At 33.4% G+C, this 25,757-nt stretch carries 25 protein-coding genes; 15 read left to right on the forward strand and 10 right to left on the reverse strand.

Features of this window, described 5'->3' with window-relative positions; all coding sequences use genetic code 11:
• Nucleotides 1-111: 111 nt before the first annotated feature.
• Nucleotides 112-345: a hypothetical protein gene (locus AC3Y25_RS01690; protein ID WP_129746039.1), complete on the reverse strand. Its 234-nt coding sequence runs from the start codon at nucleotides 343-345 to the stop codon at nucleotides 112-114.
• A 344-nt stretch (nucleotides 346-689) separates the two neighbouring features.
• On the opposite strand from AC3Y25_RS01690, the gene AC3Y25_RS01695 reads away from it, so the two are divergent.
• On the forward strand, nucleotides 690-1,004 hold the full coding sequence (locus tag AC3Y25_RS01695) for an HPF/RaiA family ribosome-associated protein (RefSeq protein WP_095929746.1): 315 nt from the start codon (nucleotides 690-692) through the stop codon (nucleotides 1,002-1,004).
• Between the two features lie 92 nt (nucleotides 1,005-1,096).
• Here the strand turns inward: AC3Y25_RS01695 and AC3Y25_RS01700 are convergent, their stop codons facing one another.
• Nucleotides 1,097-1,762 (reverse strand): hypothetical protein, encoded by a 666-nt coding sequence (locus AC3Y25_RS01700; protein ID WP_489901533.1) that lies wholly within the window; start codon nucleotides 1,760-1,762, stop codon nucleotides 1,097-1,099.
• A gap of 242 nt (nucleotides 1,763-2,004) precedes the next feature.
• Here AC3Y25_RS01700 and AC3Y25_RS01705 point away from each other — a divergent pair, with 242 nt between their 5' ends.
• From AC3Y25_RS01705 to AC3Y25_RS01725, 5 genes are all read left to right on the forward strand, one after another.
• Nucleotides 2,005-2,493, forward strand: a complete 489-nt coding sequence (locus AC3Y25_RS01705; protein WP_489901534.1) for a nuclear transport factor 2 family protein — start codon at nucleotides 2,005-2,007, stop codon at nucleotides 2,491-2,493.
• 263 nt (nucleotides 2,494-2,756) lie between these two features.
• The gene (locus tag AC3Y25_RS01710) at nucleotides 2,757-4,139 is read left to right on the forward strand and encodes an ammonium transporter (RefSeq protein ID WP_379794852.1); all 1,383 of its coding nucleotides are present in this window, start codon (nucleotides 2,757-2,759) and stop codon (nucleotides 4,137-4,139) included.
• A gap of 138 nt (nucleotides 4,140-4,277) precedes the next feature.
• Nucleotides 4,278-4,955 carry a tRNA (guanosine(46)-N7)-methyltransferase TrmB gene (gene trmB / locus AC3Y25_RS01715; RefSeq protein ID WP_095929742.1) on the forward strand — a complete coding sequence of 226 codons (678 nt, stop codon included), beginning with the start codon at nucleotides 4,278-4,280 and terminating at the stop codon, nucleotides 4,953-4,955.
• Between the two features lie 42 nt (nucleotides 4,956-4,997).
• Nucleotides 4,998-5,633, forward strand: coding sequence for a LysE family transporter (locus AC3Y25_RS01720; protein ID WP_095929741.1), 636 nt, complete (start codon nucleotides 4,998-5,000; stop codon nucleotides 5,631-5,633).
• Between the two features lie 83 nt (nucleotides 5,634-5,716).
• Entirely contained in the window at nucleotides 5,717-6,043 is a 327-nt protein-coding gene (locus tag AC3Y25_RS01725; RefSeq protein ID WP_111286436.1) for an MGMT family protein, read from the forward strand.
• A gap of 310 nt (nucleotides 6,044-6,353) precedes the next feature.
• Here the strand turns inward: AC3Y25_RS01725 and AC3Y25_RS01730 are convergent, their stop codons facing one another.
• The gene (locus tag AC3Y25_RS01730; protein ID WP_489901535.1) at nucleotides 6,354-7,679 is read right to left on the reverse strand and encodes a sensor histidine kinase; all 1,326 of its coding nucleotides are present in this window, start codon (nucleotides 7,677-7,679) and stop codon (nucleotides 6,354-6,356) included.
• A gap of 99 nt (nucleotides 7,680-7,778) precedes the next feature.
• The gene (locus AC3Y25_RS01735) at nucleotides 7,779-9,131 is read right to left on the reverse strand and encodes a sigma-54-dependent transcriptional regulator (RefSeq protein ID WP_489901536.1); all 1,353 of its coding nucleotides are present in this window, start codon (nucleotides 9,129-9,131) and stop codon (nucleotides 7,779-7,781) included.
• A 160-nt stretch (nucleotides 9,132-9,291) separates the two neighbouring features.
• Between AC3Y25_RS01735 and AC3Y25_RS01740 the strand changes: the two genes are divergently transcribed.
• The 3 genes from AC3Y25_RS01740 to AC3Y25_RS01750 all read left to right on the forward strand — a co-directional run bounded on the left by AC3Y25_RS01740 (nucleotide 9,292) and on the right by AC3Y25_RS01750 (nucleotide 13,950).
• Nucleotides 9,292-10,536: an efflux RND transporter periplasmic adaptor subunit gene (locus AC3Y25_RS01740; protein ID WP_489901537.1), complete on the forward strand. Its 1,245-nt coding sequence runs from the start codon at nucleotides 9,292-9,294 to the stop codon at nucleotides 10,534-10,536.
• 143 nt (nucleotides 10,537-10,679) lie between these two features.
• Nucleotides 10,680-11,387 carry an ABC transporter ATP-binding protein gene (locus tag AC3Y25_RS01745; RefSeq protein ID WP_248729096.1) on the forward strand — a complete coding sequence of 236 codons (708 nt, stop codon included), beginning with the start codon at nucleotides 10,680-10,682 and terminating at the stop codon, nucleotides 11,385-11,387.
• Between the two features lie 133 nt (nucleotides 11,388-11,520).
• A complete protein-coding gene (locus AC3Y25_RS01750) occupies nucleotides 11,521-13,950 on the forward strand; it encodes an ABC transporter permease (protein ID WP_489901538.1) in 2,430 nt (809 codons plus the stop codon).
• Nucleotides 13,951-14,015: 65 nt separating this feature from the next.
• Here the strand turns inward: AC3Y25_RS01750 and AC3Y25_RS01755 are convergent, their stop codons facing one another.
• Nucleotides 14,016-15,617, reverse strand: coding sequence for a L,D-transpeptidase family protein (locus AC3Y25_RS01755; RefSeq protein ID WP_489901539.1), 1,602 nt, complete (start codon nucleotides 15,615-15,617; stop codon nucleotides 14,016-14,018).
• A gap of 419 nt (nucleotides 15,618-16,036) precedes the next feature.
• On the opposite strand from AC3Y25_RS01755, the gene AC3Y25_RS01760 reads away from it, so the two are divergent.
• The 4 genes from AC3Y25_RS01760 to AC3Y25_RS01775 all read left to right on the forward strand — a co-directional run bounded on the left by AC3Y25_RS01760 (nucleotide 16,037) and on the right by AC3Y25_RS01775 (nucleotide 18,616).
• Nucleotides 16,037-17,164: an Mrp/NBP35 family ATP-binding protein gene (locus tag AC3Y25_RS01760; RefSeq protein ID WP_095929733.1), complete on the forward strand. Its 1,128-nt coding sequence runs from the start codon at nucleotides 16,037-16,039 to the stop codon at nucleotides 17,162-17,164.
• A 143-nt stretch (nucleotides 17,165-17,307) separates the two neighbouring features.
• Nucleotides 17,308-17,547, forward strand: a complete 240-nt coding sequence (locus AC3Y25_RS01765) for a NifU family protein (protein WP_095929732.1) — start codon at nucleotides 17,308-17,310, stop codon at nucleotides 17,545-17,547.
• A gap of 215 nt (nucleotides 17,548-17,762) precedes the next feature.
• Entirely contained in the window at nucleotides 17,763-18,242 is a 480-nt protein-coding gene (locus AC3Y25_RS01770; RefSeq protein WP_095929731.1) for a hypothetical protein, read from the forward strand.
• A gap of 56 nt (nucleotides 18,243-18,298) precedes the next feature.
• Nucleotides 18,299-18,616 carry a 2Fe-2S iron-sulfur cluster-binding family protein gene (locus tag AC3Y25_RS01775; RefSeq protein WP_095929730.1) on the forward strand — a complete coding sequence of 106 codons (318 nt, stop codon included), beginning with the start codon at nucleotides 18,299-18,301 and terminating at the stop codon, nucleotides 18,614-18,616.
• A 42-nt stretch (nucleotides 18,617-18,658) separates the two neighbouring features.
• Here AC3Y25_RS01775 and AC3Y25_RS01780 read toward each other — a convergent pair whose 3' ends face one another.
• From AC3Y25_RS01780 to AC3Y25_RS01795, 4 genes are all read right to left on the reverse strand, one after another.
• Nucleotides 18,659-19,351: a DUF6058 family natural product biosynthesis protein gene (locus AC3Y25_RS01780; protein ID WP_489901540.1), complete on the reverse strand. Its 693-nt coding sequence runs from the start codon at nucleotides 19,349-19,351 to the stop codon at nucleotides 18,659-18,661.
• A gap of 110 nt (nucleotides 19,352-19,461) precedes the next feature.
• Nucleotides 19,462-20,451: an aspartate-semialdehyde dehydrogenase gene (locus AC3Y25_RS01785; protein WP_489901541.1), complete on the reverse strand. Its 990-nt coding sequence runs from the start codon at nucleotides 20,449-20,451 to the stop codon at nucleotides 19,462-19,464.
• 175 nt (nucleotides 20,452-20,626) lie between these two features.
• Nucleotides 20,627-21,004 carry a large conductance mechanosensitive channel protein MscL gene (mscL, locus tag AC3Y25_RS01790; protein ID WP_095929726.1) on the reverse strand — a complete coding sequence of 126 codons (378 nt, stop codon included), beginning with the start codon at nucleotides 21,002-21,004 and terminating at the stop codon, nucleotides 20,627-20,629.
• A 68-nt stretch (nucleotides 21,005-21,072) separates the two neighbouring features.
• A complete protein-coding gene (locus AC3Y25_RS01795) occupies nucleotides 21,073-23,544 on the reverse strand; it encodes a bifunctional UDP-N-acetylmuramoyl-tripeptide:D-alanyl-D-alanine ligase/alanine racemase (RefSeq protein WP_489901542.1) in 2,472 nt (823 codons plus the stop codon).
• A gap of 321 nt (nucleotides 23,545-23,865) precedes the next feature.
• On the opposite strand from AC3Y25_RS01795, the gene AC3Y25_RS01800 reads away from it, so the two are divergent.
• Complete coding sequence (locus tag AC3Y25_RS01800; RefSeq protein WP_250834404.1) at nucleotides 23,866-24,471, forward strand: hypothetical protein; 606 nt, start codon at nucleotides 23,866-23,868, stop codon at nucleotides 24,469-24,471.
• Here AC3Y25_RS01800 and AC3Y25_RS01805 read toward each other — a convergent pair.
• Nucleotides 24,466-25,170 (reverse strand): porin family protein, encoded by a 705-nt coding sequence (locus AC3Y25_RS01805; RefSeq protein ID WP_489901543.1) that lies wholly within the window; start codon nucleotides 25,168-25,170, stop codon nucleotides 24,466-24,468. The two genes, AC3Y25_RS01800 and AC3Y25_RS01805, sit on opposite strands and share 6 nt — an antisense overlap.
• Before the next feature lie 221 nt (nucleotides 25,171-25,391).
• Between AC3Y25_RS01805 and AC3Y25_RS01810 the strand changes: the two genes are divergently transcribed.
• Nucleotides 25,392-25,745: a hypothetical protein gene (locus AC3Y25_RS01810; protein WP_489901544.1), complete on the forward strand. Its 354-nt coding sequence runs from the start codon at nucleotides 25,392-25,394 to the stop codon at nucleotides 25,743-25,745.
• The last annotated feature ends 12 nt before the right edge of the window (nucleotides 25,746-25,757 follow it).

Genomic DNA, 25,757 nt, shown 5'->3' on the forward strand with positions numbered 1-25,757 from the left:
ACTTTGTTCATTGAAGATCACTATAAAATAATTTGTCAATAATTTTTATTGTAACAATAAATAAAAACCAAAAAGCCACTCCTCAAAGTGGCTTTTTCCAATTTCTAAAATCTATTCAATCCCCAAATAAGGATCAAGAATTTCTGCTAATTCATTTAGCCAATAGAAACCATCTTCAATATTTACGGTTTCGGTTTTCATAAATCCATCTTCTCGTATTGCATTTAAAGCAATTAGGAAATTGACTTGCCTAATGGTTTTAGCCATACTTTTGGAATCGATTGAATTGTTGAAGAATTCAGTTAATCTCAATTCGGTTTCTTTGGAAAGGGTGTTGGTACTCATAATTTTGCATTTAGGAATTATAAAACCCGCATAGTTTAGGTGTCCTACGCTGCAAAGAGCGTTGCGATTGTTTCCAATATCGCCACCATACTACACGGGCAAGAATTTTTTTTGTATTCATAATATTTTGCATTTAGGAATTGCAAACATACGAAACAAAATAATTAATTGTAAGTTTTTTTCTTTATTTATAAATTAAAATACTATAAGTATATTTTCTCCAAATCGAAATTACAAAATTGAAAAATAAATCAATTTAAAATTTCATAATATTTCCTTAACTCACTTGTCTTTTTCCTTTAAAATAAATAAGTTTGAGAATGAATCATTAAATTTTATTTGTTATGAAAGTACAAATCAACACCGACAAAAACATTGAAGGAAGTGCAAGATTAGAAAGTTATTTTTCTGGAGAAGTAGAAAAAAGCTTAGACCGTTTTCAAGATAAAATTACTCGCGTAGAAATTCATTTTGGAGATGAAAATGGAGAAAAATTCAGCTTGCATGACAAAAAGTGTGTGATTGAAGTTCGTCCTGTAAAACTACAGCCAATTACGGTTACAGAACACGCCGAAAGTCTTGAAAAAGCTTTTAGCGGTGCATTGGCCAAAGCTAAAAAAACATTGACGAGCACTTTCGAAAAAATAAAAGAGCATTAATATAATAAGTTGCAAAGTAATAAAGTGACAAAGATTCTAAGTTTTCTTGGAATCTTTGTCACTTTGTTACTTTATTACTTTGTCTCTTTAACTTATGATTTTGGCAACGGTGCCCCTACTGCAATATCGCAACGATGACCTGGTTTTCCGTGTGGTGGGTTCATTCCGTCTGCTACGGTAGCTTCAGTGCCTTCTGTACTTAACAAGGCTGGAACTGGGTTTGATGCTGGCGGAGTAACCGTAAAGTTTTGCGTAACTGTTCCGCTTTGAGCTGTGTTTGAAGCTGTTGTTGTTGTAGTTTTTGCAGGAGCAGAATTTAAAGGTGCTCCAACAGGAATATCACATCTATGTCCTGGCTGTCCGTGTGACGGATTCATTCCTTTTGCTACTTTAACTGGAGCAGCAGTTGTAGTCGTAACCATTTTCTGCTGAGTCGGATTTACCTGAACGGTTTGTGCTTGAGTTGCCTGCGCTTGCTGTGTTGGTGCAGAATTTAAAGGTGCGCCAACCGCAATATCGCAACGGTGTCCCGGCTGTCCGTGAGCAGGATTAATTCCTTTTGTATCGCTTAAAACTGTATTTGGTTTTGTTGCAGGTGCTTGCACCACTGGCGCAGCAGGTTTTGTGGTATCTTTTGCAAGTCCTAATCGTACTAATTCTGAAGTCGCTGTACTTTCTTGCGGCTCTAATTCCTTTTTACAGGAAACAATCAAAAGAGAGGTTATAACAAGTGAACTTATAAGTAATTTTGCCTTCATGACTGGGGTATTTTTATTGAGAATCAAATATAGTGGTTTTTGAGATATTACACCATATAAGTATTGTAAGATAATTTAAGCTTTACTTACACTTGCCACAAAGGCACCAAGGCGCAAAGTTTTATTTTAAAGATTCTTAGTGCCTTGGTGCCTTTGCGGCAATAATTCGTTTTCTTTAGTTTTCTTATATCACTTATATGGTTCAAAAAAAATTATACCTTTAAACTCAAATAACATATCTCATGAAAAAAACACTTTTACTTCTTTTATTCGTTGCTTCTTTTGCCAATGCACAAGCAGACAAAAACAAAATCAATCAGACTCTTGACGCGTGGCACAAAGCTGCTGGCGAAGTAAAATTTGATGCTTACTTTAATGTATTGGCAGACGACGCAATTTACATTGGAACCGATGCAACTGAAAATTGGACCAAAAAAGAATTTGCTATTTGGGCAAAACCCTTTTTCGATAAAGGAACTACGTGGAATTTTAAAGCTTTAGAGCGTCATATCTTTTTTGATAAAAGCGGAAAGATTGCTTGGTTTGACGAATTGCTAGACACACAAATGAAAATTTGCCGCGGTTCTGGAGTTTTAATAAAAGTAGGGAACGAATGGAAAATTCAGCATTATGTTCTATCGATGACCGTTCCAAATGACGAAGTTGATACTGTAACCAAGATAAAAGCTCCAATTGAAGACGCTTTGATCGCAAAACTTCAGAAAAAATAAAACATTTTACGGTTTTCTTATTATAAACATAACTTTTTGAGCACTTTAGAAGCACTGTTAGCAGATTAATTTTAATTAATTCGGCAAAAACAGCGCTTTTTTGTAACTTTAGAATAAGATACTGTCAAAAAAACGAACCGTATTTTACAAAATTCATCAAAATAAAACCCACACCTCTATTTTAACAGCCTTAAAAACAAGAATATTTATTTTTTTCTAACTTTGACCCCAAAAAAAATAGGGTTAAACAAAGTATTTTAAAAATGAAAATAGAAAAACGCTGGATTATCTCCTTTATCATGATAAGCGTCGTATGTACGATAGGGGCTTTTTGGCCAACAGTTACCGAAAATAATTATGTTTTATCAGAATTTGGAACTACAGATCATATTGTTCCTGCCGATGTTGCCTGGATGCTTACTTCAAGCTGTCTGGTTTTAATCATGACACCAGGATTGTCTTTCTTTTATGGTGGAATGGTAGGAAAGAAAAACGTTATTTCGACTATGCTTCAAAGTTTTATCTGTCTGGGTGTCGTTACGCTTTTATGGGTTGTAGTTGCATTTAGTCTTGCTTTTGGAGAACCGGTTGGTTTTGGTTCTGGAGATCATTTTTACAGCTTTTTTGGTAATCCGACCACTTTTGCTTTTATGGATTATGTTGGCGTTCTGCCTCATAAACAATTGGCCAATACGATTCCGTTTATGCTTTTTGCTTTGTTTCAGATGAAATTTGCCATCATTTGTCCTGCGATTATCACAGGTTCGTTTGCAGAGCGCGTTCGTTTTATTTCTTATTTAGTTTTCATTAGTTTATTTACCATTTTTATATATGCTCCCTTATGTCACGCAGTTTGGTACCCAACAGGCGTTTTAGGAAGCTATTTTGGAGTTAAAGATTTTGCCGGAGGAACTGTGGTACACATGAGTTCTGGTTTTGCTGCTTTGGCGGGCGTTATTGTTTTAGGAAAAAGAAAAAACAGCCAGCATATTCCAACCAATATTCCATTTGTATTGTTAGGAACAGGAATGCTTTGGTTTGGATGGTTCGGATTCAACGCTGGATCTGCTCTTGCTGCCAACGGAACTGCGGCTATGGCTTTTGCTACAACGACAACTTCATCGGCTGCAGCGATGTTAACTTGGATTTTCTTTGACAGAATGAACGGAAGAAAAGTTTCTGCTTTAGGGGCTTGTATTGGAGCTGTCGTAGGTTTAGTTGCCATTACGCCTGCTGCAGGATTTATTTCTGTCCCAGAAAGTATGTTCTTCGGATTCATTACAGCTTTGGTTTCTAATACGGCTGTAAATTGTAAATATTCTAAAAAATTCGACGATACTCTTGACGTTTTTGCTTGTCACGGTGTGGGCGGAATTATGGGAATGATTCTAACCGCTATTTTCGCTCACGGCGAAAATGCAAGTTTACTTCACGGCGGATGGAATGTTTTCGGACACCACATGATGGCATTGGTTCTGGTTTCAGTCTTTACTTTCTTTGGAGCTTATTTCTTGTTCAAAGTAACCAATTTCATTATTCCGCTAAGAGTTTCAGAAGAATCAGAACACATCGGATTGGATTTATCACAACATGATGAAACATTAGATCCGAAATCAAAACCAATTACTGAGCCACATTACGGTTAAAAATATTTTTTTCCGCCACGAATTCACGAATTTTATTTTTAAAATAATTCGTGAATTCGTGGCGGAAAACTTTTTAAACCTAATTACGCTATTTTCATTCGTTTATATTCCTTAATTTTGCGGAAAATTTTTGTAAAAGTGGGAAGTAAAAATAAACTAAAAAGATTCAGAGAGAACGAAACATTTCAAAACGTTTTTCAGCCAACCAGAGAAGAAGTTGTAGGCGATTTAATGCCTTTAAAAGGAAAATGGAACTCTGATTTCTTTAAAAATGATAATCCATTAGTTTTAGAATTAGGATGTGGAAAGGGAGAATATTCTGTTGGATTAGCAGAAAAATACCCAAACAAAAATTTTATCGGAATTGATATTAAAGGTGCGCGTTTCTGGCGTGGTGCCAAAACTGCTGTTGAAGACGGACTTCATAATGTTGCTTTCGTTCGTACCCAAATCGAATTGATCAATCATATTTTTGCTGAAGGCGAAGTAGACGAAATCTGGATTACTTTCCCAGATCCGCAGATCAAATACAAAAGAACCAAACACAGAATGACCAATTCTGAGTTCTTGAAATTGTACAAAAAAATCCTGAAAAAAGACGGTGTCGTAAACCTTAAAACCGATAGCGAATTTATGCACGGTTATACTCTTGGATTGCTTCACGGAGAAGGTCACGAAGTTTTGTATGCCAACCATAACGTCTATAAAAACGAAGGAAGCCCAGAAGTTGTAACTTCTATACAGACTTTTTACGAAAAACAATATTTAGAAATTAATAAGGCAATTACGTATATTCGTTTCAAAATTAAAGACTAACTTTAATTTTGAAACCTTTATCTAACCGATTTTAATAACTAAATGACCTATCTTACCCCATTACTTTCAGGCTTTATTGCTGCAGCCATCGGGACTATTCCGCCAGGATTGCTCAATATGACAGCTGCCAAAATAAAAATGAAAGAAGGCAAAAAGAATGCTTTATGGTTTGTAATCGGGGCTGTTTTAGTTATTTTTTTTCAAGCTTATGTTGCCGTATTGTTTGCTCGTGTCATAGACAATCGTCCAGATGTTGTAACCTTATTGCGTGAAGTTGGTTTTGTCATTTTTTCGATCTTAACTATTTACTTTTTGTTTTTTGCAAAAGATCCGATAGCAAAGAAAAAAACGAAAATCAAAAAGAGTAAAAAAAGCAGTTTCTTTCTCGGAATGCTGCTTTCTGGATTAAACTTTTTTCCGATTCCGTATTATGTTGTCGTAAGTGTTACTCTGGCTTCATACAATCTTTTTACATTTCAAAACCCGATTATACTAACATTTGTATTAGGTTCTGTTCTTGGGGCTTTCGGAATTTTATACAGCTATATTGCTTTCTTCGGAAGAATAGAAAAGAAAACCGATTACTTCATGAGAAACATGAATACCATTATCGGGACCATTACTGGATTAGTAGCTCTAGCAACACTTTTTAATATCCTGAATTACTACTTCGGATAAATAAAATTAACCATTAAGAGATTAAGAAAAATTAAGTTTTTATCTTTATTAGCTTCATATCTTAATGGTAAAAATATTTTAAAATGGCAGAGGAAAATTTTTTTGAAAGAGTTTATGTAATCGCCAGACAAATTCCGTTTGGAAAAGTTACTTCTTATGGTGCAATAGCAAAAGCATTAGGCACAGCTCGTTCTGCACGAATGGTCGGCTGGGCAATGAATGCCTGTCATAATATGGATGATGTTCCTGCACACAGAGTGGTTAACCAAAAAGGACTTCTAACAGGAAAACATCACTTTGATGGAACTAATTTAATGCAACAGCTTTTAGAAAATGAGGGAATCAAAGTGGTCAACAATCAAATTGTAGATTTTGAAAAACATTTCTGGAAACCGGAAGTTGAATCATAGCAAACATTTTCACCATATAAGTGATATAAGTTCATTTAAACAATGTGTTTATATCTCTCGCAAAGACGCGAAGTCGCAAAGAAAATTTAAAATAAGCTTTGCGACTTCTCGTCTTTGCGAGATTAAACCATTATCAATATTTATTCTCTTTGTGTAGACGCACTGCAGTGCGCCTCTACGATAAAATCTTCGCGTCTTTGCGACTTTGCGAGATTAAACCATTATCAATATTTACTCTCTTTGTGTAGACGCACTGCAGTGCGTCTCTACAATAAAATCTTCGCGTCTTTGCGACTTTGTGGCAAACCCACTAAATCAAGCAAATCACAAAACTCGTTTTATCTTCATCAGTTTGATAGCTCAGATAACCTCCGTGTGCTTCAATAATATTCTTAGAAAGCGTTAATCCTATTCCGGCTCCGTCTTTTCTGGTGGTGAAAAACGGAAGGAAAACTTTATCTCTAATTTCAGCATCTACTCCTTTTCCATTATCTGAAATTACAATGAAAAAACGATTATTCTCTGTATAACTGGAAATCATTAATTTCTTTTCTGATTTCTCTTTTAAAGCATGAATACTATTGGTAATCAAATTGATAATTACCTGCTCCATCTGATTTTTATCAATCATAATAGAACGTGAACTGTGTATTTCATTCATCAATTCTATTCTTTCTTCCTTCAAGATCGGACTCATAATTCGAAGGCAATCTTCAAACAAAGCATTGATTGGTGTCATTTGTTTATTCGGCGTTGGAAGCATTGCCAGTTTGCGATAATTTTCCACGAAAAACTGTAAATGATCACTTCTATTTATGATTGTCGAAATACTGCTTTTAATGTCCTCAAAATCATCATCTTCCAATTCATCCTGATCTACAATGTGAAGCAAATTCTGCGAAAGCGCACGAATAGGCGTTAAAGAATTCATTAGTTCATGCGAAATAATCTTCATCAGATTAATCCATGCTTCTTTTTCTTTCTTCTCAATAACGCGCTGAATACTGTCTAGTAAAACAATAAAATACTCTTTGTCATAAGTCTGCGTAAGAGAAGTTTGCAACATAAAAGTCTGCAGATCCTGATCTTCAATTTTGATTGAAATAGCGGTTTTTAATTCTGCAAAACCAACCTTTTCAATTTCGCCGCATAAACTCGGAAGATAGTTTTTCAGGTATTTCCAATGACTTACTTTTGGCACTTTGAAAAGATTAGAAAAACAGTCATTCATTATAAAAATGGACCAATCCTCATTTTCTTTTTCTAAGATTAAAGCAGCGGTATCAATACTATTCAAAATCGAACGGTAGATTAATTCTTTAGAGATCTGCTCTTGTTTCTGAACTTTTAAAGTATCATACAAAAGATACAGACTATTGAAGTTGTCTTTTTTATGTTCTTCTGGAAAATGGGCAGAAAAGTCGTCATGTAGAATCGAGTTTATCGTTTTGTCATAAAATAGCAATTGGCTTTTGACAAAAAAATACATTTCAATTAGAAAAATCAAAACGAAAATACCGACTAATAAAGCGTTGTATTGAAATCCTTTGTAAAACAATAATGCACTGCACAGAAAGAGCACCATGATAAACACGACTCTCAGGAACAAGGCATTATAAAATTTCCAGTTTTTCATTTATTATTTTTTTTTGCCACAGATTAAAAGGATTAAAAAGGATTTTTTATTTTAAATCTGTGAAAATCCTTTTAATCTGTGGCAAAATTATTATTCATTCTAATTCTTCAAATCGTATTTTTCAATTCTTCTGTACAACGCAGCGCGCGACAAACCAAGTTCTTCAGCCGTTTTACTGATGTTTCCGTTATGCTTGAAAAGTGCTTTTTCAATTGCGCCTTTCTCCATTTCCGATAACGGATTTTCATCATTTTCCTGAATTTCTTCAAAATCCAAAATATCCAGATCCATTACCGAAATAGTATTGTTTTCAGCTAAAATCAAAGCGCGTTCAATTTTGTTTTCCATTTCTCGGACATTCCCTTTCCATGGATATTTTTCAAGATAGTATGCAGCATTTTCTTCAAAACGCCAATTTTCTTGATTGTATTTTTCAGCAATCTGTTCCAGAATAAAATTGGCCATCGGTACAATATCGTCTTTTCTTTCTCTTAAAGAAGGCAAATTGATTTCCATAGTATTGATTCGGTACAGCAAATCTTCACGGAACGTTTTATTTTTGACTTCTGTTTTAATATCACTATTCGTTGCGGCAATAACACGAACATTCAGCGATCGTGGTTTGCTTTCGCCTAAACGCGTTACGGTTTTGGTTTGTAAAACGTGCAATAATTTAGCTTGAAGATGCAAGGGAATATTTCCAATTTCATCTAAGAAAATAGTTCCGTTTAATGCATTTTCGAAACGGCCAGCGGTATCGATTTTAGCATCCGTAAAAGCACCTTTGGCGTAACCAAAAAGTTCACTTTCAAACAAATTATCACTTAACGAACCTAAATCAACATGTACAAAAGGCTCATTTTTTCTTTCCGAATGCTGATGAATAAATTCGGCAAAAACATACTTTCCTGTTCCATTTTCGCCCAAAATTAAAACATTGGCGTCTGTTCTGGCCACTTTTTCGGCGATAGAATACGCTTGTTTTATTTTTGCTGAAGTGCCGACAAAATATTTCTTTTCGGCCTTCTCTGTTTTTTCTAAAGTTGTTTTTTTGCTAGTTTTTCTGCTTTCAGTGACTGCTTTATCAATAACTTCTAGCAGTTTTTCGTTATTCCACGGCTTTAGTACATAATCAAAAGCTCCAATTTTAATACCCTCTACAGCGGTTTCAATTTTACCAAAAGCGGTCATTAAGATCACAATTGTATTGGGAGAAAGTGTTTTAATTTCTTTCAGCCAATGAATTCCTTCTCGCCCATCTTCAAAACCAATTCGGTAATTCATATCCAGCAACACCACATTTATGTCATTTTCGTTTAAGATCGAAATGATTTTTTTAGGACTATTGGTTGTAAAAATCGTCTCGAAATGTTTTTTAAGAATCATTTTTGCAGAAAAAAGAATTTCTTCCTGATCGTCAACAACTAATATTTGGGCTAGTTTTTTTCTCATGTGGTCTTTTTTCTGTCCGCTTCCGAACGGTCAACTGTTCATTATCGGACACTGCTTTTTAGAAGTGTTTTTTAGAGCCTCTTTAAAATCAATACTTTACAGATAATAAATTTTATGGCACAATATTTACCTATTGATTATCAGTAAAATAATTAAAAAAATGGACACGATAATTCCTCGTAAAAGTAAAAAATTTAGATATCTCGCAATAGCAATTGCTGTTTTTTTAGTTTTGCTCGTAATCGTCCTTTTTGCATTTAACACCAAAAGAACTTTAAATGTAAAAGCCGACGAATTGGTAATTCAAAAAGCAGAAAAAGCCTTTTTTGAAGATTTTGTTGTTTTTCAGGCAAAAGTAGAACCTTTGAATGTTATGCTTGTGAATGTTACCGAGGGAGGTTCTGTAAAAGAAATCTTTGTAGAAAATGGCGCAATGGTTACCAAAGGACAATCGCTGGCTCGTTTGTACAATCCAAATACAGAATTGAATTATCTGACTCAGGAAACTGCTATTATCGAACAAATTAACAATTTGAATACGGGGAAATTAAACATTCGAAATCAAGAATTAAATCTAAACAAAGATTTGGTTTTGATAGAGCATGATTATAACGACGCAAAGAGATTATATGATATGAACGCGAAGTTGTATGAGAAAGATGTAATTTCTAAAAATGACTGGAATACTTTTAAAGAAAGCCTTCGTTTTCAGGAAGAACGCAAAAGAACCATTCAGCAGAGTATTCAAAAAGAAAAACAAAGCAATCAGGTTCAGATTTCACAAATAAACCGTTCAATCCAGACTATGGAAAAAAGTTTGGATATTCTTAGAAACAACAAAAAGAACTTTTTAATTACAGCGCCAGAAACAGGACGATTAACCTCTTTTGAACCTGTTTTAGGAAAGACTTTTCAGGCAGGTGCAAGCATTGGAAGAATCGACTCTAACAAAGGATACAAGCTGATTGCTGAAGTAGACGAATTTTATCTGGAAAAACTTAGAGAAGGTTTAAAAGGACAGGTAGAATTTAAAGGGAAAAATCTTGAAGTTATCGTGACCAAAGTAATTCCTGAAGTAAAAGGCGGACGATTTACTGTGGAGCTTGCTTTTGTAAGCAAAGAAAACATTGTTCTACAGGACGGACTTAGTTTTGGAGTAAAACTGATTTTGTCTGAAAAGAATAGAACTTTGGTAATTCCGAGAGGAGCTTTTAACCAAGAAGCTGCAGGAAAATGGATTTTTGTTGTAAACGGAAACAAAGCGATAAGAAGAAATATCAAATTAGGACGTGAAAATCCTTCGTATTATGAAGTTTTAAAAGGTTTAAAAGAAGGCGAATCTGTAGTTACTTCTTCTTACACCGATTATAAAGATATTGAAGAGCTTTCTCTAAATAAAGAATAGTTTATTTTGTTTTCAAGTTTCAGGTTTCACGTTAACGCTGCAACCAACTTGAGACCTGAAACTTGAAACAAAATAAACAAAAATATAATTTCAATCATCAATCAAAAAACGTATTTAATAAACATTTCAAAACCTAAAAAATTATGATCACAATTCAGAATTTAACCAAAGTTTTTAGAACAGAAGAAATAGAAACTGCTGCTTTGAGCGGTATCAATTTAGAAATAAAAAAAGGAGATTTTTTAACCATTATGGGGCCTTCTGGATGTGGAAAATCGACTTTATTAAATATTATCGGGCTTTTGGATAGTGCAAGCACCGGAAGCTACAAACTGCTAGACCAAGAAATGATTGGCTTAAAAGAAAAAGGCAGAGCGCAAGTGAGGAAAGAAAACATTGGTTTTATTTTTCAGAATTTCAACTTAATTGATGAGCTTTCTGTTTATGATAATATCGAATTGCCATTGCTTTACAACAACGTAAAAGCTTCTGAAAGAAAACAAAAAATCGAAGCGATTGCCGAAAAACTTAATATCTCTCATCGTTTGAAACATTTTCCGCAACAGCTTTCTGGAGGACAGCAGCAGAGAGTTGCCGTTGCAAGAGCGTTGGTAAATGATCCTAAAATTATTTTGGCCGATGAGCCAACAGGAAACTTAGACAGTAAAAACGGTAATGAAGTAATGGAACTTTTAACCGATTTACATGCTAAAGGCGCTACCATTTTGATGGTTACCCACTCTGATTATGATGCTTCTTTTTCGCAAAGAACCATTCATATGAAAGACGGAGTTATATTTTCTGAGAAATTAAATCAACGCAATGTTGATGTTTTTATGGACGCTAAATAATAAAGTGATGATTAAAATTATTGTTACTGCACTTGTAGTTCTGGTAGAGCTAGTATGCAAAATATTTACTATGATGTAAAACCGAAAGGTTTACCAAAAACAACCATATCAACTATAAAAAATATACCACAAAATGATTTTTAACTGGTTTAAAATATTTATATATCATTTAAAACAAAGCAAATTGTTTTCGTTTTTAAATGTTTTAGGACTAAGCATCGGGATTGCTTCTGTCATTTTTGCGATCTTATATTGGAACAATGAAAATGCATACGATCAATGGAATCCTGAAAAAGAGAACACTTATCTTGTTCTAAACAAAATTGGTTCGGGAGATATTTGGGCAACTAGTTCAATCCCTTTTGGCGAGACTTGTAAAGCTACAATCCCTGAAATTGACAAAATTTGTTTTCTCTACAATTGGTACGAAGATGGTGTTGTTAAATTTCAAAATCTAAAAATATTAGATAAAAAAGTTGTTCGTACAGACGAAAACTTTTTTGATTTTTTCCCTTTTGAAATTATAAAAGGAAACAAACAGAACATTTTAAAAGAAAAAAATAGTGTTGCCATATCCGAAGATCAAGCAAAATTGCTTTTCAAAAACGATGATCCAATTGGTAAATCAATTTCGTATGGTAATGGCGATTATATCGTAAAAGCGGTTTTTCGTGTAACTACACCTTCTTCAATTGAACCAAATTATGTCTTTAACGGGGTTAAACGTGAGGGCGACAGAGATCAATGGGGGAATTTTAATTATGCTTTAATGGTCAAAGCTAAAAAAGGAACCAATTCTGCTGCTCTTATAAAGAAAATGCAAAATGTAATTTTTGTTAACAGAACCGTAAAAGATGCCAAAGCCAGCGGTCAGACCGTAGAGCAATATTTAAAAGAAAACGGACAGGTAGAAGTGATCCTAGATCAATTGAAAACGTCTCGTTTATATGGCACAATAAGTTCAGGAGGCCAAAATTTTCCTGAAGGACAGGGCAATTTGAAATTGCTTTACATTATGGGCGGTTTGTCTATTCTAATCTTATTTTTATCTATAGTAAATTATATCAATTTGGCAACTGCATCGGCCATCAAACGCGCCAAAGAAGTAGGTGTGCGTAAAATTGTGGGTGCAACAAAAAAGCAAATTGTTACGCAGTTTATTTTTGAAACTTCTATAATCGTAACACTTGCAATTGTTTTTGCACTTGCAATTGTAGAACTTTCATTACCTTATTACAATACCTTTTTGAGAAAAACTTTGACTATGAATGGCGGCGAATTTTACCTGCAGCTCATTTTTATATTTGGATTAGTAATCGTTCTTGCGGGTATTTTCCCTGCTGTTTATATCTCAAATTTTGAAACATTAAAGGTTTTAAAAGGGAATTTTTCAAGAAGTAAAAGCGGTATTTGGATTCGAAACTCGATGCTTATCTTTCAATTCGGAATTGCTGCCTTCTTTATCATTGGAGCATTGATTGTTAATTCGCAAGTTAGTTACATGATGAACAAAGATCTAGGCTTTAGCGGTGATCAGGTACTTTCTATTACGTACAATACAAAAGACCGATTAAGCAGAACAGATAAATATTTAGCAGAGAAACAAGAAATTAAAAAAATTCCCGGAGTTGTAGATGTTACTACATTTGCCGGCACTTTTGGAGGCAATTCGGGATCAAGTTCAGGATTTAAGCATAATGGAATTTTTGTACAGCCAAAAAACATCGAAATGGATTTTGGGTTTCTTGAAATGATGAAGATTAAAATCGTTGAAGGGCGCGATTTATCTGCTCAATTTGCTTCAGACACTGTAAACGGCATGCTTATAAACGAGACACTTGCCAAAGAACTAAATCTTAAGAATCCAGTAAACACCATGATAACATCGGGCTGGAGTATTGGAAACAGTGATAATTTGAAGTTTAAAGTTGTTGGAGTTGTGAAAGACTTTAATTTAATCAATTTACAGAATAAGGTTCCGCCAATGGTTTTTATTAGTTTAAAAACGCTAAAATGGAATAATTTTAATAGAGTTCTTGTAAAGGTTTCTCCAAATAATTTAACAGAAACGTTAGAAAAATTGAAATTATATTGGGAGAAAAACGTTAATCCTGACTATCCATTTGATTACGAATTTGTTAACAAAGGATTCGCAAAAACTTATGAAGAGCAAGTCAAACAAAAAAACCTCTTTTTCATCCTAAATTTGGTCGTAATCATAATTGCTATATTCGGATTGTTCGCTTTGGCATCATTTTCGATGGAGAGAAGATTGAAAGAAATCGCCATTAGAAAAACATTAGGAGCCGAAACAGATATACTCCTAAAAGAATTGTCGAAACAATATATTGTCTTCTGTTTTATAGGATTTGCAATCGGGATTGTTCCTGCTTATATATTATTACAGAAATGGCTTGAAGATTTCGCTTTTAGAATTGGAATATCGACAGTTCCGTTTATAATTGCCCTGATTTCACTTTTGTTTTTAACATTAGTAATTGTTTTAACAAAAGCATTTCAGGTAACTAGAATAGATGTATTAAAATATCTAAAATACGAATAAGCTTGTAGACCATTTTTTTTAAAGAAGCCCGACAGATTTCAGTAAAATCCGTCGGGCTTTTATTTTTAATCTTTCATTGTAATGGCATCATTATAAATCAAATTATCCAAACTTTGGTCTCGATCGTATACATCTGGGAAAAAATTAACTTCTCCGTTGTCCTGAACCCAGCAGGTAAAATAACCTATATAAACCGGAATTTTACGTTTAAGCATACAGGTTGTTTCTTTTCCGCCATTCATAGCACTCTCAATTTTGTCTGCCGGCCAGTCTGGATCGTCTTTTAAAATATGCAAAGCAAGCTGTTTGGCTTCTTTCACATTGATACAGCCGTGGCTAAAAGTACGTTTTTCAAATTCGAATAAACTTTTTGCAGGCGTATCGTGCATATAAATATCGTTTGGATTTGGGAACATGAATTTTACTAATCCCAACGAATTTTTCGGCCCTGGTTTTTGTCGCACTTTACCTCCGTTCCATTCCATATTATGTTCTTCCAAATAGTTCTTATCACTTGCAATCTGGAGTTTTAATTCGTTTTGTATAATGCTATTTGGCACGTACCAATACGGACTAAAGACTATTCGATCCATACTTCCACTAAAAATCACCGTTTCACTAAGTCTGTTACCCACAAAAATGTCCGAAACCAGATCATATTTTCCGTCCTTAACATAAAACAGCCTAAATGAAGGAATATTAACCATGACGTACTCCTCTGCTTTTGCCAATTTGGTCGGAATCCATCTGCATCTTTCCATGTTTAGCATAATGGTTCTGATTCTCTTGCTAATCGGCTCATTCATTTGATTGATAATATCTCTCGTTAGGGCATAATTTATTTTTAAATTATATCTTTTTTTATAATTTAAAACTCCCGCCATCAATTCTTCATCATAAATATCACTTCCAGAATCTTGTTTTAAATCTCCTACTACAAATAAGCGATTTCTAATTTGTTTAATGGCGATAGCTGTATCGTCTGGTCTTAAATCTTTAAAAGTCGCACTGTCAATCGCAATTTTCTGCCATAGATTATCGGTTTCTATTTTACGGTATTTTTTCAGCGCACCTTTCAATCTGTAGTATTGACTGAATAATAGATTATCATCTTCATTCAATCGATTGGTATCTACCATTAATGAATCTAGAATATGAGTATATGAAATAGATTTTGCAGGCAAATACCATCCTATTTTTTTCAATGTCGCAGGATCAACTCCAGAATACACATTACTCGCATAAAACACATACATACTGGTAAGTAGTAATTCGGTATCGAGTTGAGATGGTTTGTTTGAAGAACTTTCATTAAACGCCTCATCAATTTGTTCTTTATAAGGCATTTTTTCTTCAATTCCCTGATCTTTCAGAACATTTACTTTCTGATACAATAAGGATCCAAATTCAGTGATACTTTTATCATCATACCAAAGAGATTTGTACTGTTTGGCTTTATAAATATCATCAACATCTTTCTGATATTTTTTAAGCTTTGGATATTTCTTGAAGAAGGCATTGATGGAAGCCGCATCGATTGTAATGACCGCAACAGCTTTTCGATTTGACAGATCAGAATTGCTTTTAGCATTGTTAGACAATGAATTGAATGAAAATGCAAAAAAACTGACTGTAACAATAATTAGAGAAAAAGTAAAATTTCGCATATTTTTAAAGTTTAAATTGGTAGAAATAACTTTAAAAAAAATACCGAAAACCCAAAAAATTACTCAAAAAACCTTAGTTTTCACATATTTTTTTCCTGTCTGGTAATCAATCGATTTGGGTAATCAAATATAACGAAGTTTTGTGAGAATTTTATTTATTTGAAAGAAAACTTACATAAAAGAACATTCTTTTAAATTGGAAGAACTTTTCTAAAAGCATCAAAATAGATAATGATCCTTAGATTCCATTTTAATAAAAAGTTATGTTGAATAATTTTGAATAATCTCAATATCAATAATTACAATCCAAAAACGCTTAATTTCCGAACTTAATCTGTTATCTTTGCACCCTGAAATCAGTTTAAATAAATATAATCTTATAAGACTGTTTTTAGAGAATAAAAAAATAGCCCATTACAATGAAACTAGATAGAAAAGAAATTCTAAAAGCCTTAGAGACAATCACTATTGCTGGAGAAGGAAAAAATATGGTTGAAAGCGGTGCTGTAACCAATGTGATTACATTTGGAGATGAAGCTGTTGTAGACCTTGTATTGCATACGCCTGCTATGCACATCAAAAAAAGAGCTGAAGATGATATTAGAAGAACAATTCATGAACTAATATCGCCAGATGCAAAAGTAAAGGTAAATATTAAAGTAGAAGCTCCAGAGAAACCGGAAATTAAAGGTCGTGCCATTCCTGGAATTAAAAATATTATTGCAGTTGCTTCTGGTAAAGGAGGAGTAGGAAAATCTACTGTAACTGCAAACTTAGCTGTTACACTTGCAAAAATGGGCTTTAAAGTTGGTGTTTTAGATGCTGATATCTATGGTCCCTCTATGCCAATTATGTTTGACGTTGAAAACGAAAAACCGATTTCTGTAACAGTTGACGGAAAATCAAAAATGAAACCTATTGAAAGCTACGAAATCAAAATGCTTTCAATCGGATTTTTTACAGCGCCAAGCCAAGCCGTAATCTGGAGAGGGCCAATGGCTGCAAAAGCATTAAACCAAATGATTTTTGATGCAGATTGGGGAGAATTAGATTTCATGCTTCTTGACCTGCCTCCTGGAACTGGAGATATTCACCTTTCTATCATGCAGTCACTTCCAATTACTGGAGCGGTTGTAGTAAGTACTCCGCAAGCGGTAGCACTTGCAGATGCCAAAAAAGGTGTGGCAATGTTTATGCAAGACAACATCAATGTTCCTGTTTTAGGAATTATAGAAAATATGGCTTACTTTACACCAGAAGAATTGCCAGAAAACAAATATTATATCTTTGGACAAGAAGGTGCTAAAAACCTTGCTGAAGATTTAGGAGTTCCGTTTTTAGGAGAAGTTCCAATTGTACAATCTATTCGCGAAGCAGGAGATTATGGTCGTCCAGCAGCATTGCAGACTGGTTCTCCAATAGAAACAGTTTTTGAAGAAATTACTAGAAATGTTGTACAAGAAACAGTAAACAGAAACGAAAGCTTACCAGCAACAGAAGCCATCAAAATTACAACAATGGCAGGTTGCTCGGCAGTTAAAAAATAATTAGATAATTGAGATAATGAAACTAATGAGATAATGTGAAAATTAGAAAATAAGATAATTTCACGCAACAAAGTGAATTTTCTAATTTTCTAATTGGCACATTTTCGAATTAAAAAACATTCTCTAATTGACACATTCATATTATGACAACAGAAGAATTAACAAGTAATGTTTTATTGGCCTTAGATGAGATAAGACCATTCTTAAAATCTGACGGTGGAGATATTTCATTAATTTCTATCGAAGATGACAAACATGTAAAAGTTCGTTTGGAAGGAGCTTGCATTAGCTGTAGCGTTAATCAAATGACACTAAAAGCTGGTGTTGAAACTACCATAAAAAAATATGCGCCACAAATTGAAACTGTGGTAAATGTAATGTAACAAAAACAGCATCTTTTTATCCAAATTAAACCCTAAAAGTTTAACAAGAATAATAGGTAAATTATTGTTTGATTGAAAAAATCATAAAATAACACCTAAAAAAAGACGTTTTTTGCCACATTCACAAAAAACAACGCAAAGATTTAAGAGTTTCTGTTAAGGAATTGTTACATTTTTAACTTAAATTTGTCACAAAACCCTTAAATCTTAAACTTATGAAAAACTATTACGCTCTTTTTTTATTATTGTTTTTTGTTTCTGTAGGATATGCCCAAAGTAAGAATGTTGTGGTTGACAAGGCTTGGGTAAGTGAATCTGAAGAATGGTCTGACTTTCAATATTCAGGTAAGATTATCTTTTCAATCAATCCAAACGAAGCACCTGGAACATTGCGAATTGGAAACTACGATTTCTTATACGATTTTGTAGAAGGAAAAGCAAAATTTACAGTAAAATCAACTTACAGTTCGGCAGAATTCTCAAATCCGAGAAAGCTTTCTGCTTCAACTGACAAACAAGGAGTATTAAACACGACTTACGAAGGAACATTGATTTTCCAGTCTGATAGAGATTATTATTCTGTAATCGCAGTGGTTACCATTCTTGAAAAAAACGATAACGTTCTTGGTGTAAAAATGCACTTAAAAGAGAATGATAGAAAAGAATACGCTTTTAGTACTAAACCTACTAGCTAATATAAATTAGGATTTTTTCACGTTATAAAATCCTGCCAAAAATTCCAATAATTAAAATGGATGTATTAATTAAAATTAAAGATCGAGAAGGAGTTATACACGAATTACAGGCTCCGACTGATATGGCAATGAATATAATGGAGTTATGCAAAGCATACGAACTTCCTGTTGAAGGAACCTGTGGAGGTATGGCCATGTGCGCATCTTGCCAGTGTTATGTTCTAAATGATGTTGCATTACCTGAAATGGGAGACGATGAAGAAGCTATGCTTTCGGAAGCATTTTATGTTAAGTCTAATAGCCGTTTGGGTTGTCAGATACCAATTACTGAAGAGTTAGAAGGACTAGAATTAGAACTGGCTCCGGAATATTAAAAATAAAAAAAGCGAGAATTTATTGATTCTCGCTTTTTTTATTTATATCTCTTCGTATTCTTTTACCAAATTATCTAAAGAAAACTCTCGTAATAATTTATCCAAATATTTACCTCTACTACTCGATTCTCTTTGATACGGTGCAAAAGAACTCGTAGATTTATTAAATTCTACATTAATTTTCTGTAACTCTATTTTTTCATCGTCTGTTACTGAAGTTGATTTCTTTTCTATAAAGCTCAAAATCCTTTTTATAGCGATTTCTTTATCAATAATGGCATTTTCGTTATTGTTTAGAGTACAAATTCCGTAAACGCCATTACAATAGTGATTCCATTCTTCTTCTAAAACCTTTTCGATTTTTTCGTTATCAATATTCCCGTTATCACCGAAAACATTTCCGTATGCAAAAGCTTTGTGGGGGTGATTTTTTAAGTTTGACAACAAATTTTCTTTGAACTCCAATTTAAACTTTTCAGGATTCGCATTATCCGCATTCTTTTTTATAAGTTCTAAAACACTTGGGTGAAAATACTTTTCTTCAACAATAATTCTATGATTATCATTTAATGAAGAGGTAATGTTTATTTCTGAATTTATAATATAAGAAGGTCCAGGAACAAGTTTACTTTCAATTAACTGATTTAATTTATCTGATGAAATATTTGCTGTTTTTATTACTTCTTCAAACTCTATATAATTGTCTTTGATGTAATTTAAGTTTATGTCTATCATATTTGTCTAATTTCAAATCAAATATACCATAAAACAGCGCACAAAAAAACCGTAATTACATCACTGCAATTACGGTTTTCTCTTTATAACAATTTTATTTAATCTCTCAATTATACCAAACCTGCTTTAATTAAATATTCAGCGATTTGGATTGTGTTTGTTGCAGCACCTTTTCTTAAGTTATCGGCAACAATCCACATGTTTAATGTATTTGGCTGGCTTTCGTCACGACGAATTCTTCCAACAAAAACATCATTTTTACCTTCTGCATACAATGGCATTGGGTAAGTAAAGGTATCTAAATTATCTTGAACTACTACTCCATCTGTATGGTGTAGAATTTCGCGAACTTCGTTTACATCAAAATCATTTGTAAACTCAACATTTACTGCTTCACTGTGTCCACCTACAACTGGTACACGAACTGCAGTAGCTGTAACTCTAATGGTGTTATCACCAAGAATTTTTTGAGTTTCGCGAACTAATTTCATTTCTTCTTTAGTGTATCCGTTTTCTTCAAAACTATCGCAGTGTGGAATTGCATTTCTGTGAATTGGATATTTGTAAGCCATTTCACCTTTAACTCCAGCGTACTCGTTTTCTAATTGTTTTACCGCTTTTACACCAGTTCCTGTAATAGATTGGTAAGTAGAAACGATGATTCTTTTAATGTTGTATTTTTTGTGCAAAGGAGACAAAGCCAAAACCATTTGAATTGTAGAACAGTTTGGATTTGCAATAATTTTGTCTTCTTTAGTTAAAACGTCAGCATTGATTTCTGGAACTATCAGTTTTTTAGTAGGGTCCATTCTCCATGCAGAAGAGTTGTCGATTACAGTTGTTCCAGCTTCAGCAAATTTTGGAGCCCATTCTAATGAAGTATCTCCACCAGCAGAGAAAACAGCAATATCAGCTTTCATATCAACAGCTGTCTGTAATCCTACTACTTTATATTTGGTTCCTTTGTATTCGATTTCTTTTCCAACTGATCTTTCTGATGCAACAGGAATTAATTCTGTAACAGGAAAATTTCTTTCTGCTAATACTTTAAGCATTACTTCGCCTACCATTCCGGTAGCGCCTACAACTGCAATTCTCATTTTTATATTTTTAAATAATCAATTAATCTAATTTGTAAGGCAAAAGTAAGTATAATAAAAGTTTCCACAAGGTGATTCACAAAAAATAACAAAATGTTATAAAATAAACATTTTGTAAAAAAACCGTCTCTTTAGAAGACGGTTAAGTTAGACTTAGTGTAGCGGTATTATATTTTTATTTATTTTTCAATAAATCTCTAATCTGTATCAATAATTCTTCTTGAGTTGGTCCAGCTGGAGGCGGTGGTGCAACATCTTTCTTTTTAGCATGGTTCATTGCCTTAATTATCAGGAATAAAACAAAAGCCACAATAATAAAGTTAATTACTGCCGATATAAAGACTCCGTACTTTACTCCTCCAAAAGCAGTTAATTGCTCAATAGTCGATAAATGCGCAGCATCTAAAGCTGGTTTCAACAGCAATGGCGTAATTACATCTTCAATAAATGAGCTGACAATTTTACCAAAAGCAGCTCCAATGATCACCCCGACAGCCAGGTCAACCACGTTGCCTTTCATTGCAAATTCCTTAAATTCTGAAAAAAATCCCATATCTGATCTGTTTAGTTGAATAATAAATGAATATCGAAAATACGCAATTTTATTGAAAATTCTTAATATTATCTAAAAAACACTCTTTTTACTCGCTGCGAAATACTGGTCATTATCTCATACGGAATTGTTTTTAAGGCTACAGCCATCTCTATCACAGTAGGGCTTTCGCCGAAAATAATCACCGAATCGCCTTCTTTACAATCTATGTCGGTTACGTTGACCATTAGCATATCCATACAAACACTTCCAACAATTTTGGCTTTTTGATTTTTGATGGTGACAAAACCCACTTCATTTCCCCATAATCTCGCAATTCCATCAGCATATCCAATTGGAATTGTGGCTATTTTAGTTGCTGCATCGGCCATAAAACGGCGTCCATATCCCACACTGTCACCACCAGGAATGGTTCGGACTTGAGAAATGATGGATTTTAATGTTCCAACATTTTCTAAATACTTTTGCTCTGCGGGATCATTTGAAACGCCATACAATCCAATTCCTAAACGTACCATGCTGTATTGCGCGTCAGGAAAATTACTGATTCCTGAAGTATTCAAAATATGTCGAATTGGATTAGTATTTAATTCTGCTATTAATTTTGAAGACAGTTTTTCGAACAATGCAATCTGCTGTCGCACAAAATCAAAATGTTTTGGATCATCGCTTGTTGCCAAATGCGATAAAATACTTTGAACACGAACCGTTGAATTTCCTTTTAAAGTTGCAATCAATTCGTCGATCGTATTGTTTTCAAAACCTAAACGATGCATTCCTGTATCTATTTTGATATGAATCGGGTACTCTTTTAAGTTCTTTTCGCGAGCTATTTTCAAAAAGGCATTTAGTCCTTTCAAACTATAAATTTCAGGCTCTAATTGATATTGAATAATAGATGGAAAACTAGTCGATTCTGGATTTAAAACCATAATTGGAAGTTTTATTCCGCCATTTTTCAACGCGATTCCTTCATCCGCGAAAGCGACACCTAAATAATCTACTTTTTGATGTTCCAGTAATTTTGCAATTTCTAATCCGCCGTTACCATAACCAAATGCTTTTACCATCACCATCATTTTGACATTTGGCGCTAGTTTTGACTTATAATAATTGAAGTTATGAGTGATCGCATCGAGATTAATTTCAAGAACGGTCTCGTGTGTTTTTTCTTCCAGAAGCGAAACGATTTCTTCAAATTGAAAAGATCTTGCTCCTTTTATTAGAATCGTTTCATTATTGAAATTCAGATTATCGATTTCAGCTATAAAATCGGTCGTGTTTTCAAACATTGTACTGTTTGGAAACTTCGCTTTAAAAGAAGAAATTGTGGATCCGATACCAATTACACGGTTTATTTTATTATCTGAGATTAACTGAGCAACTTTAGAATACAATTCTTCATTGCTGAATCCGCTTTGGAAAATATCAGATAAAATAACCGTTTTTGAAGCGCCTTTCTTCTTCTGACTTTCTAAAAAGTCCAAAGCAATTTTAAGCGATTGAAAATCGGAACTGTAGCTATCGTCAATAATACTGCAATTATTAATTCCGTTTTTTACTTCCAAACGCATACGAACAGGATATAGCATCTCAATTCGATTCTGAATCGTTTCTTGATCGTAATCAAAATGCAATAAAACCAACAAACAAGAAATCGCATTTTCTACCGAAGCCGAATCGTTAAACGGAATTTCTAAACTGAAAATTTCGTTTTTGTATCGATATTGAATAAAAGTATGGTCGTTTTTATGTTCTCGTTTTTCAATAAAAACATCTGCGTTTTGATCGGTAAAACTCCATGAGAAAAGTTTTCGTGGATGCACCATATATTCTGCTGCAAACTGCGTTAAACAAGATTCGACAACTTCGGTTTTTTGATAGATAATGATCGGACAATCTTTAAACAAAAGTAATTTTTCATCAATCTTTTGCACCAAATTTAGAAACCCTTCATCGTGTGCGCTTCCAATATTAGTGAGCACACCTATTGTAGGTTTAATTATTTTTTCCAGATGAATCATTTCGTTAACTGTCGAAATTCCAGCTTCGAAAATGCCTAAATTATGCTTTTCATTAATTGCAATTACCGAAAGCGGAACTCCAACTTGTGAATTGTAGCTTTTTGGACTTCTAATAATATTGTAGTCTGGACTCAATAAAAAATTAAGCCATTCTTTTACGATCGTTTTACCATTGCTACCCGTTAATCCAATAACTGGAAAATGGAATAAATTTCTATAATAAGCAGCAAATTCCTGAAGTGCAAAAAGCGTATTTTCGACAACCAAAAAATTAGCTTTATCGGCATAACCTTCTGGAATATATTGAACAACAAAATTTTGAACTTTGTTTTCTATTAAATCTGGAATAAACAAATGAGCATCATTGTTAACCCCAGCCAGAGTAAAAAATAATGTTTGCGATCCGTTTTGAAGCGAACGGCTGTCAATTGAGATATGATCGATTAAAACATCAGCATCTGAGCCAATCCATTTGGCATTTAATACTGAAACAAGGCTTTTTAAATTTAGACTCATTTAGAAATTTCTTTTTTTCAAATTTAAAAAAAGGTTTGCCACGAATGTCCCAAATTTTTACAAATTAATTTCACGCAGATTTAAAAAAATTTAAGCAGATGCGCGCAGATTTTTTTATTAATTAAATTGGCTTAGATCTGCCTAAATCTGCAGAATCTGCGTGAAAATTTTTAGCCACAGATTAAAAGATTATCACTGATTATAATCCTTTTTAATCCTAAAAATCTGTGGCAAAAAAAAATAATTCCCCTGAATTCATGTAATTCATGGCAGAAAAAATTTATTGATTATATTTGTTTTTACACCACAAATTTCCATGTTTTGAAAAAAGTACTTCCAATATTCTCTTATATATTACATCCGATTTTTATATCGTTATATGCAACTTTGTTTTACCTATTTTACAAAGACGATATTTTCAGTACAAACGAAAAGTATTTTGTCTTAATTCAGATTTTGGTCATTAACGTCATAGTTCCTGTCTTATTTTATCTATTGTTAAAATCGACTGGACACGTAAAATCGATAATGCTAAGTCAGACTTCAGAACGAACGATTCCGCTTATTCTACAATGTTTTCTGTATATTTTATTAGTTAAAAGAAGTATCGTAATTACACGTTATCCAGAGCTTCATTTCTTTTTTCTTGCCGCATTATTCAGTACTATTTTGGCACTGGTATGTGTGCTGTTCAAGACAAAAGCAAGCTTACATATGGTCGCTATCTCGGGTTTAACGATTTTTGTTATCGGATTAAACATTCATCTTCAGCTTCATAATCCGTATTGGCCCGCTTTACTTATTTTATTATCGGGAATTGTGGCCTCATCCCGTTTAGAAATGAATGCACATACTTCTAGAGAAATATTAATTGGATTGTTTGTTGGCATAATGCCGCAGCTTCTATTTTTATACTTGTGGTTATAAAATATAAAAGATCAATCCTGCATTTAAGGTTTTCATATTGATTTTTTCACCAGACAAAGTGGTTGCCGAATTAAACAAAGGACTTAAACCATAATAGATGTAGACATTCCAAGTGTTGTATCCCGCCGAAAGATATGGGCCGTACTGAAATTTATTGATATTATCGTTATTCTTAATTCTATATGTCGTTTCTCCATCATCCAGAATAGAGGAACTTGAAAACACATAACTCAATTTTATACCACCATAAATACGCCAGAATTTAGTGCTTTCGAAAGTCGAATTACGCCATCTAAATTCTATTGGAAGATCTACAGAATATTGTCGGTAACGATTAGAAACAAATTCTCCATAACTGTTAACTCCATATATAATTGTACCTGAAGCATCCTCAGAAATCGTTAAATTTTGATAATAATTCTGATAACTCAATCCCAAACCCGTAGCAATAGCAATAGTTCTCGATTTATTAACCGGCATATCGCGTAAGAAACCTCCCGAAAGTCCAAGAGAAAACTTATTCTGTTTGAAATTAACTGGAATATCGGTAAACATATTATAAGTAACCGAAAAATAAAATTGATCTTCTCGATACAAAGAATCTATTTTTACAACTGGTTTTATCTCAGGCTTAACGTCTTCTTGTGCAAAAGAGTTAAAAAAAGTGAGTACAAATAAGCAGCTAAAAATAATTCGCATATCGTAAATTGGGTTTTAAAAGAGGATTTTAAAATAAACGTTTTTATGTGTTTATTTATTTCATATACAAATATAATACAATGCTTTTAGCAACACTAAGAAATGCAAATATTCTTATTTTACCTGCTAATAAAATTAATTGCTGCGTATTTTTCAATAAATCGACTGGAAAAGCCAAAAATAAATCAATTATCTTTTTATGTTTTATACCTTTGCAGTAAATGAAGAAAAAGCAGCTCATACTAAGTTTATCTTTTGCTGTCACGATATTGTTCTCAATATTGTTTCAGTCTATACATAGTTATGAGCATATTGTAAAGCAGCTTTCAGAAAAACAGTGCCATCATAATTACAATGATCCGAACGGCGAAATAACGCATCAGCATCATGATTATGACGTTTGTTTTGTTTGCCATTTTGCTTTTGAATCTTTTATTCTTCCACAAGATTTTTCTTTTGCATTTCATTCATTTGATAGAGAAACCCCTTATTTCTTCCCATTTTCAGAGAAGATTTTTTCAATTTCGACCACTTCGTATTTCTTACGGGGGCCGCCTGCCGCTATAGTTTCTTAAGTTTCGATTATT

Source organism: Flavobacterium sp. LK-23 (assembly GCF_058135255.1).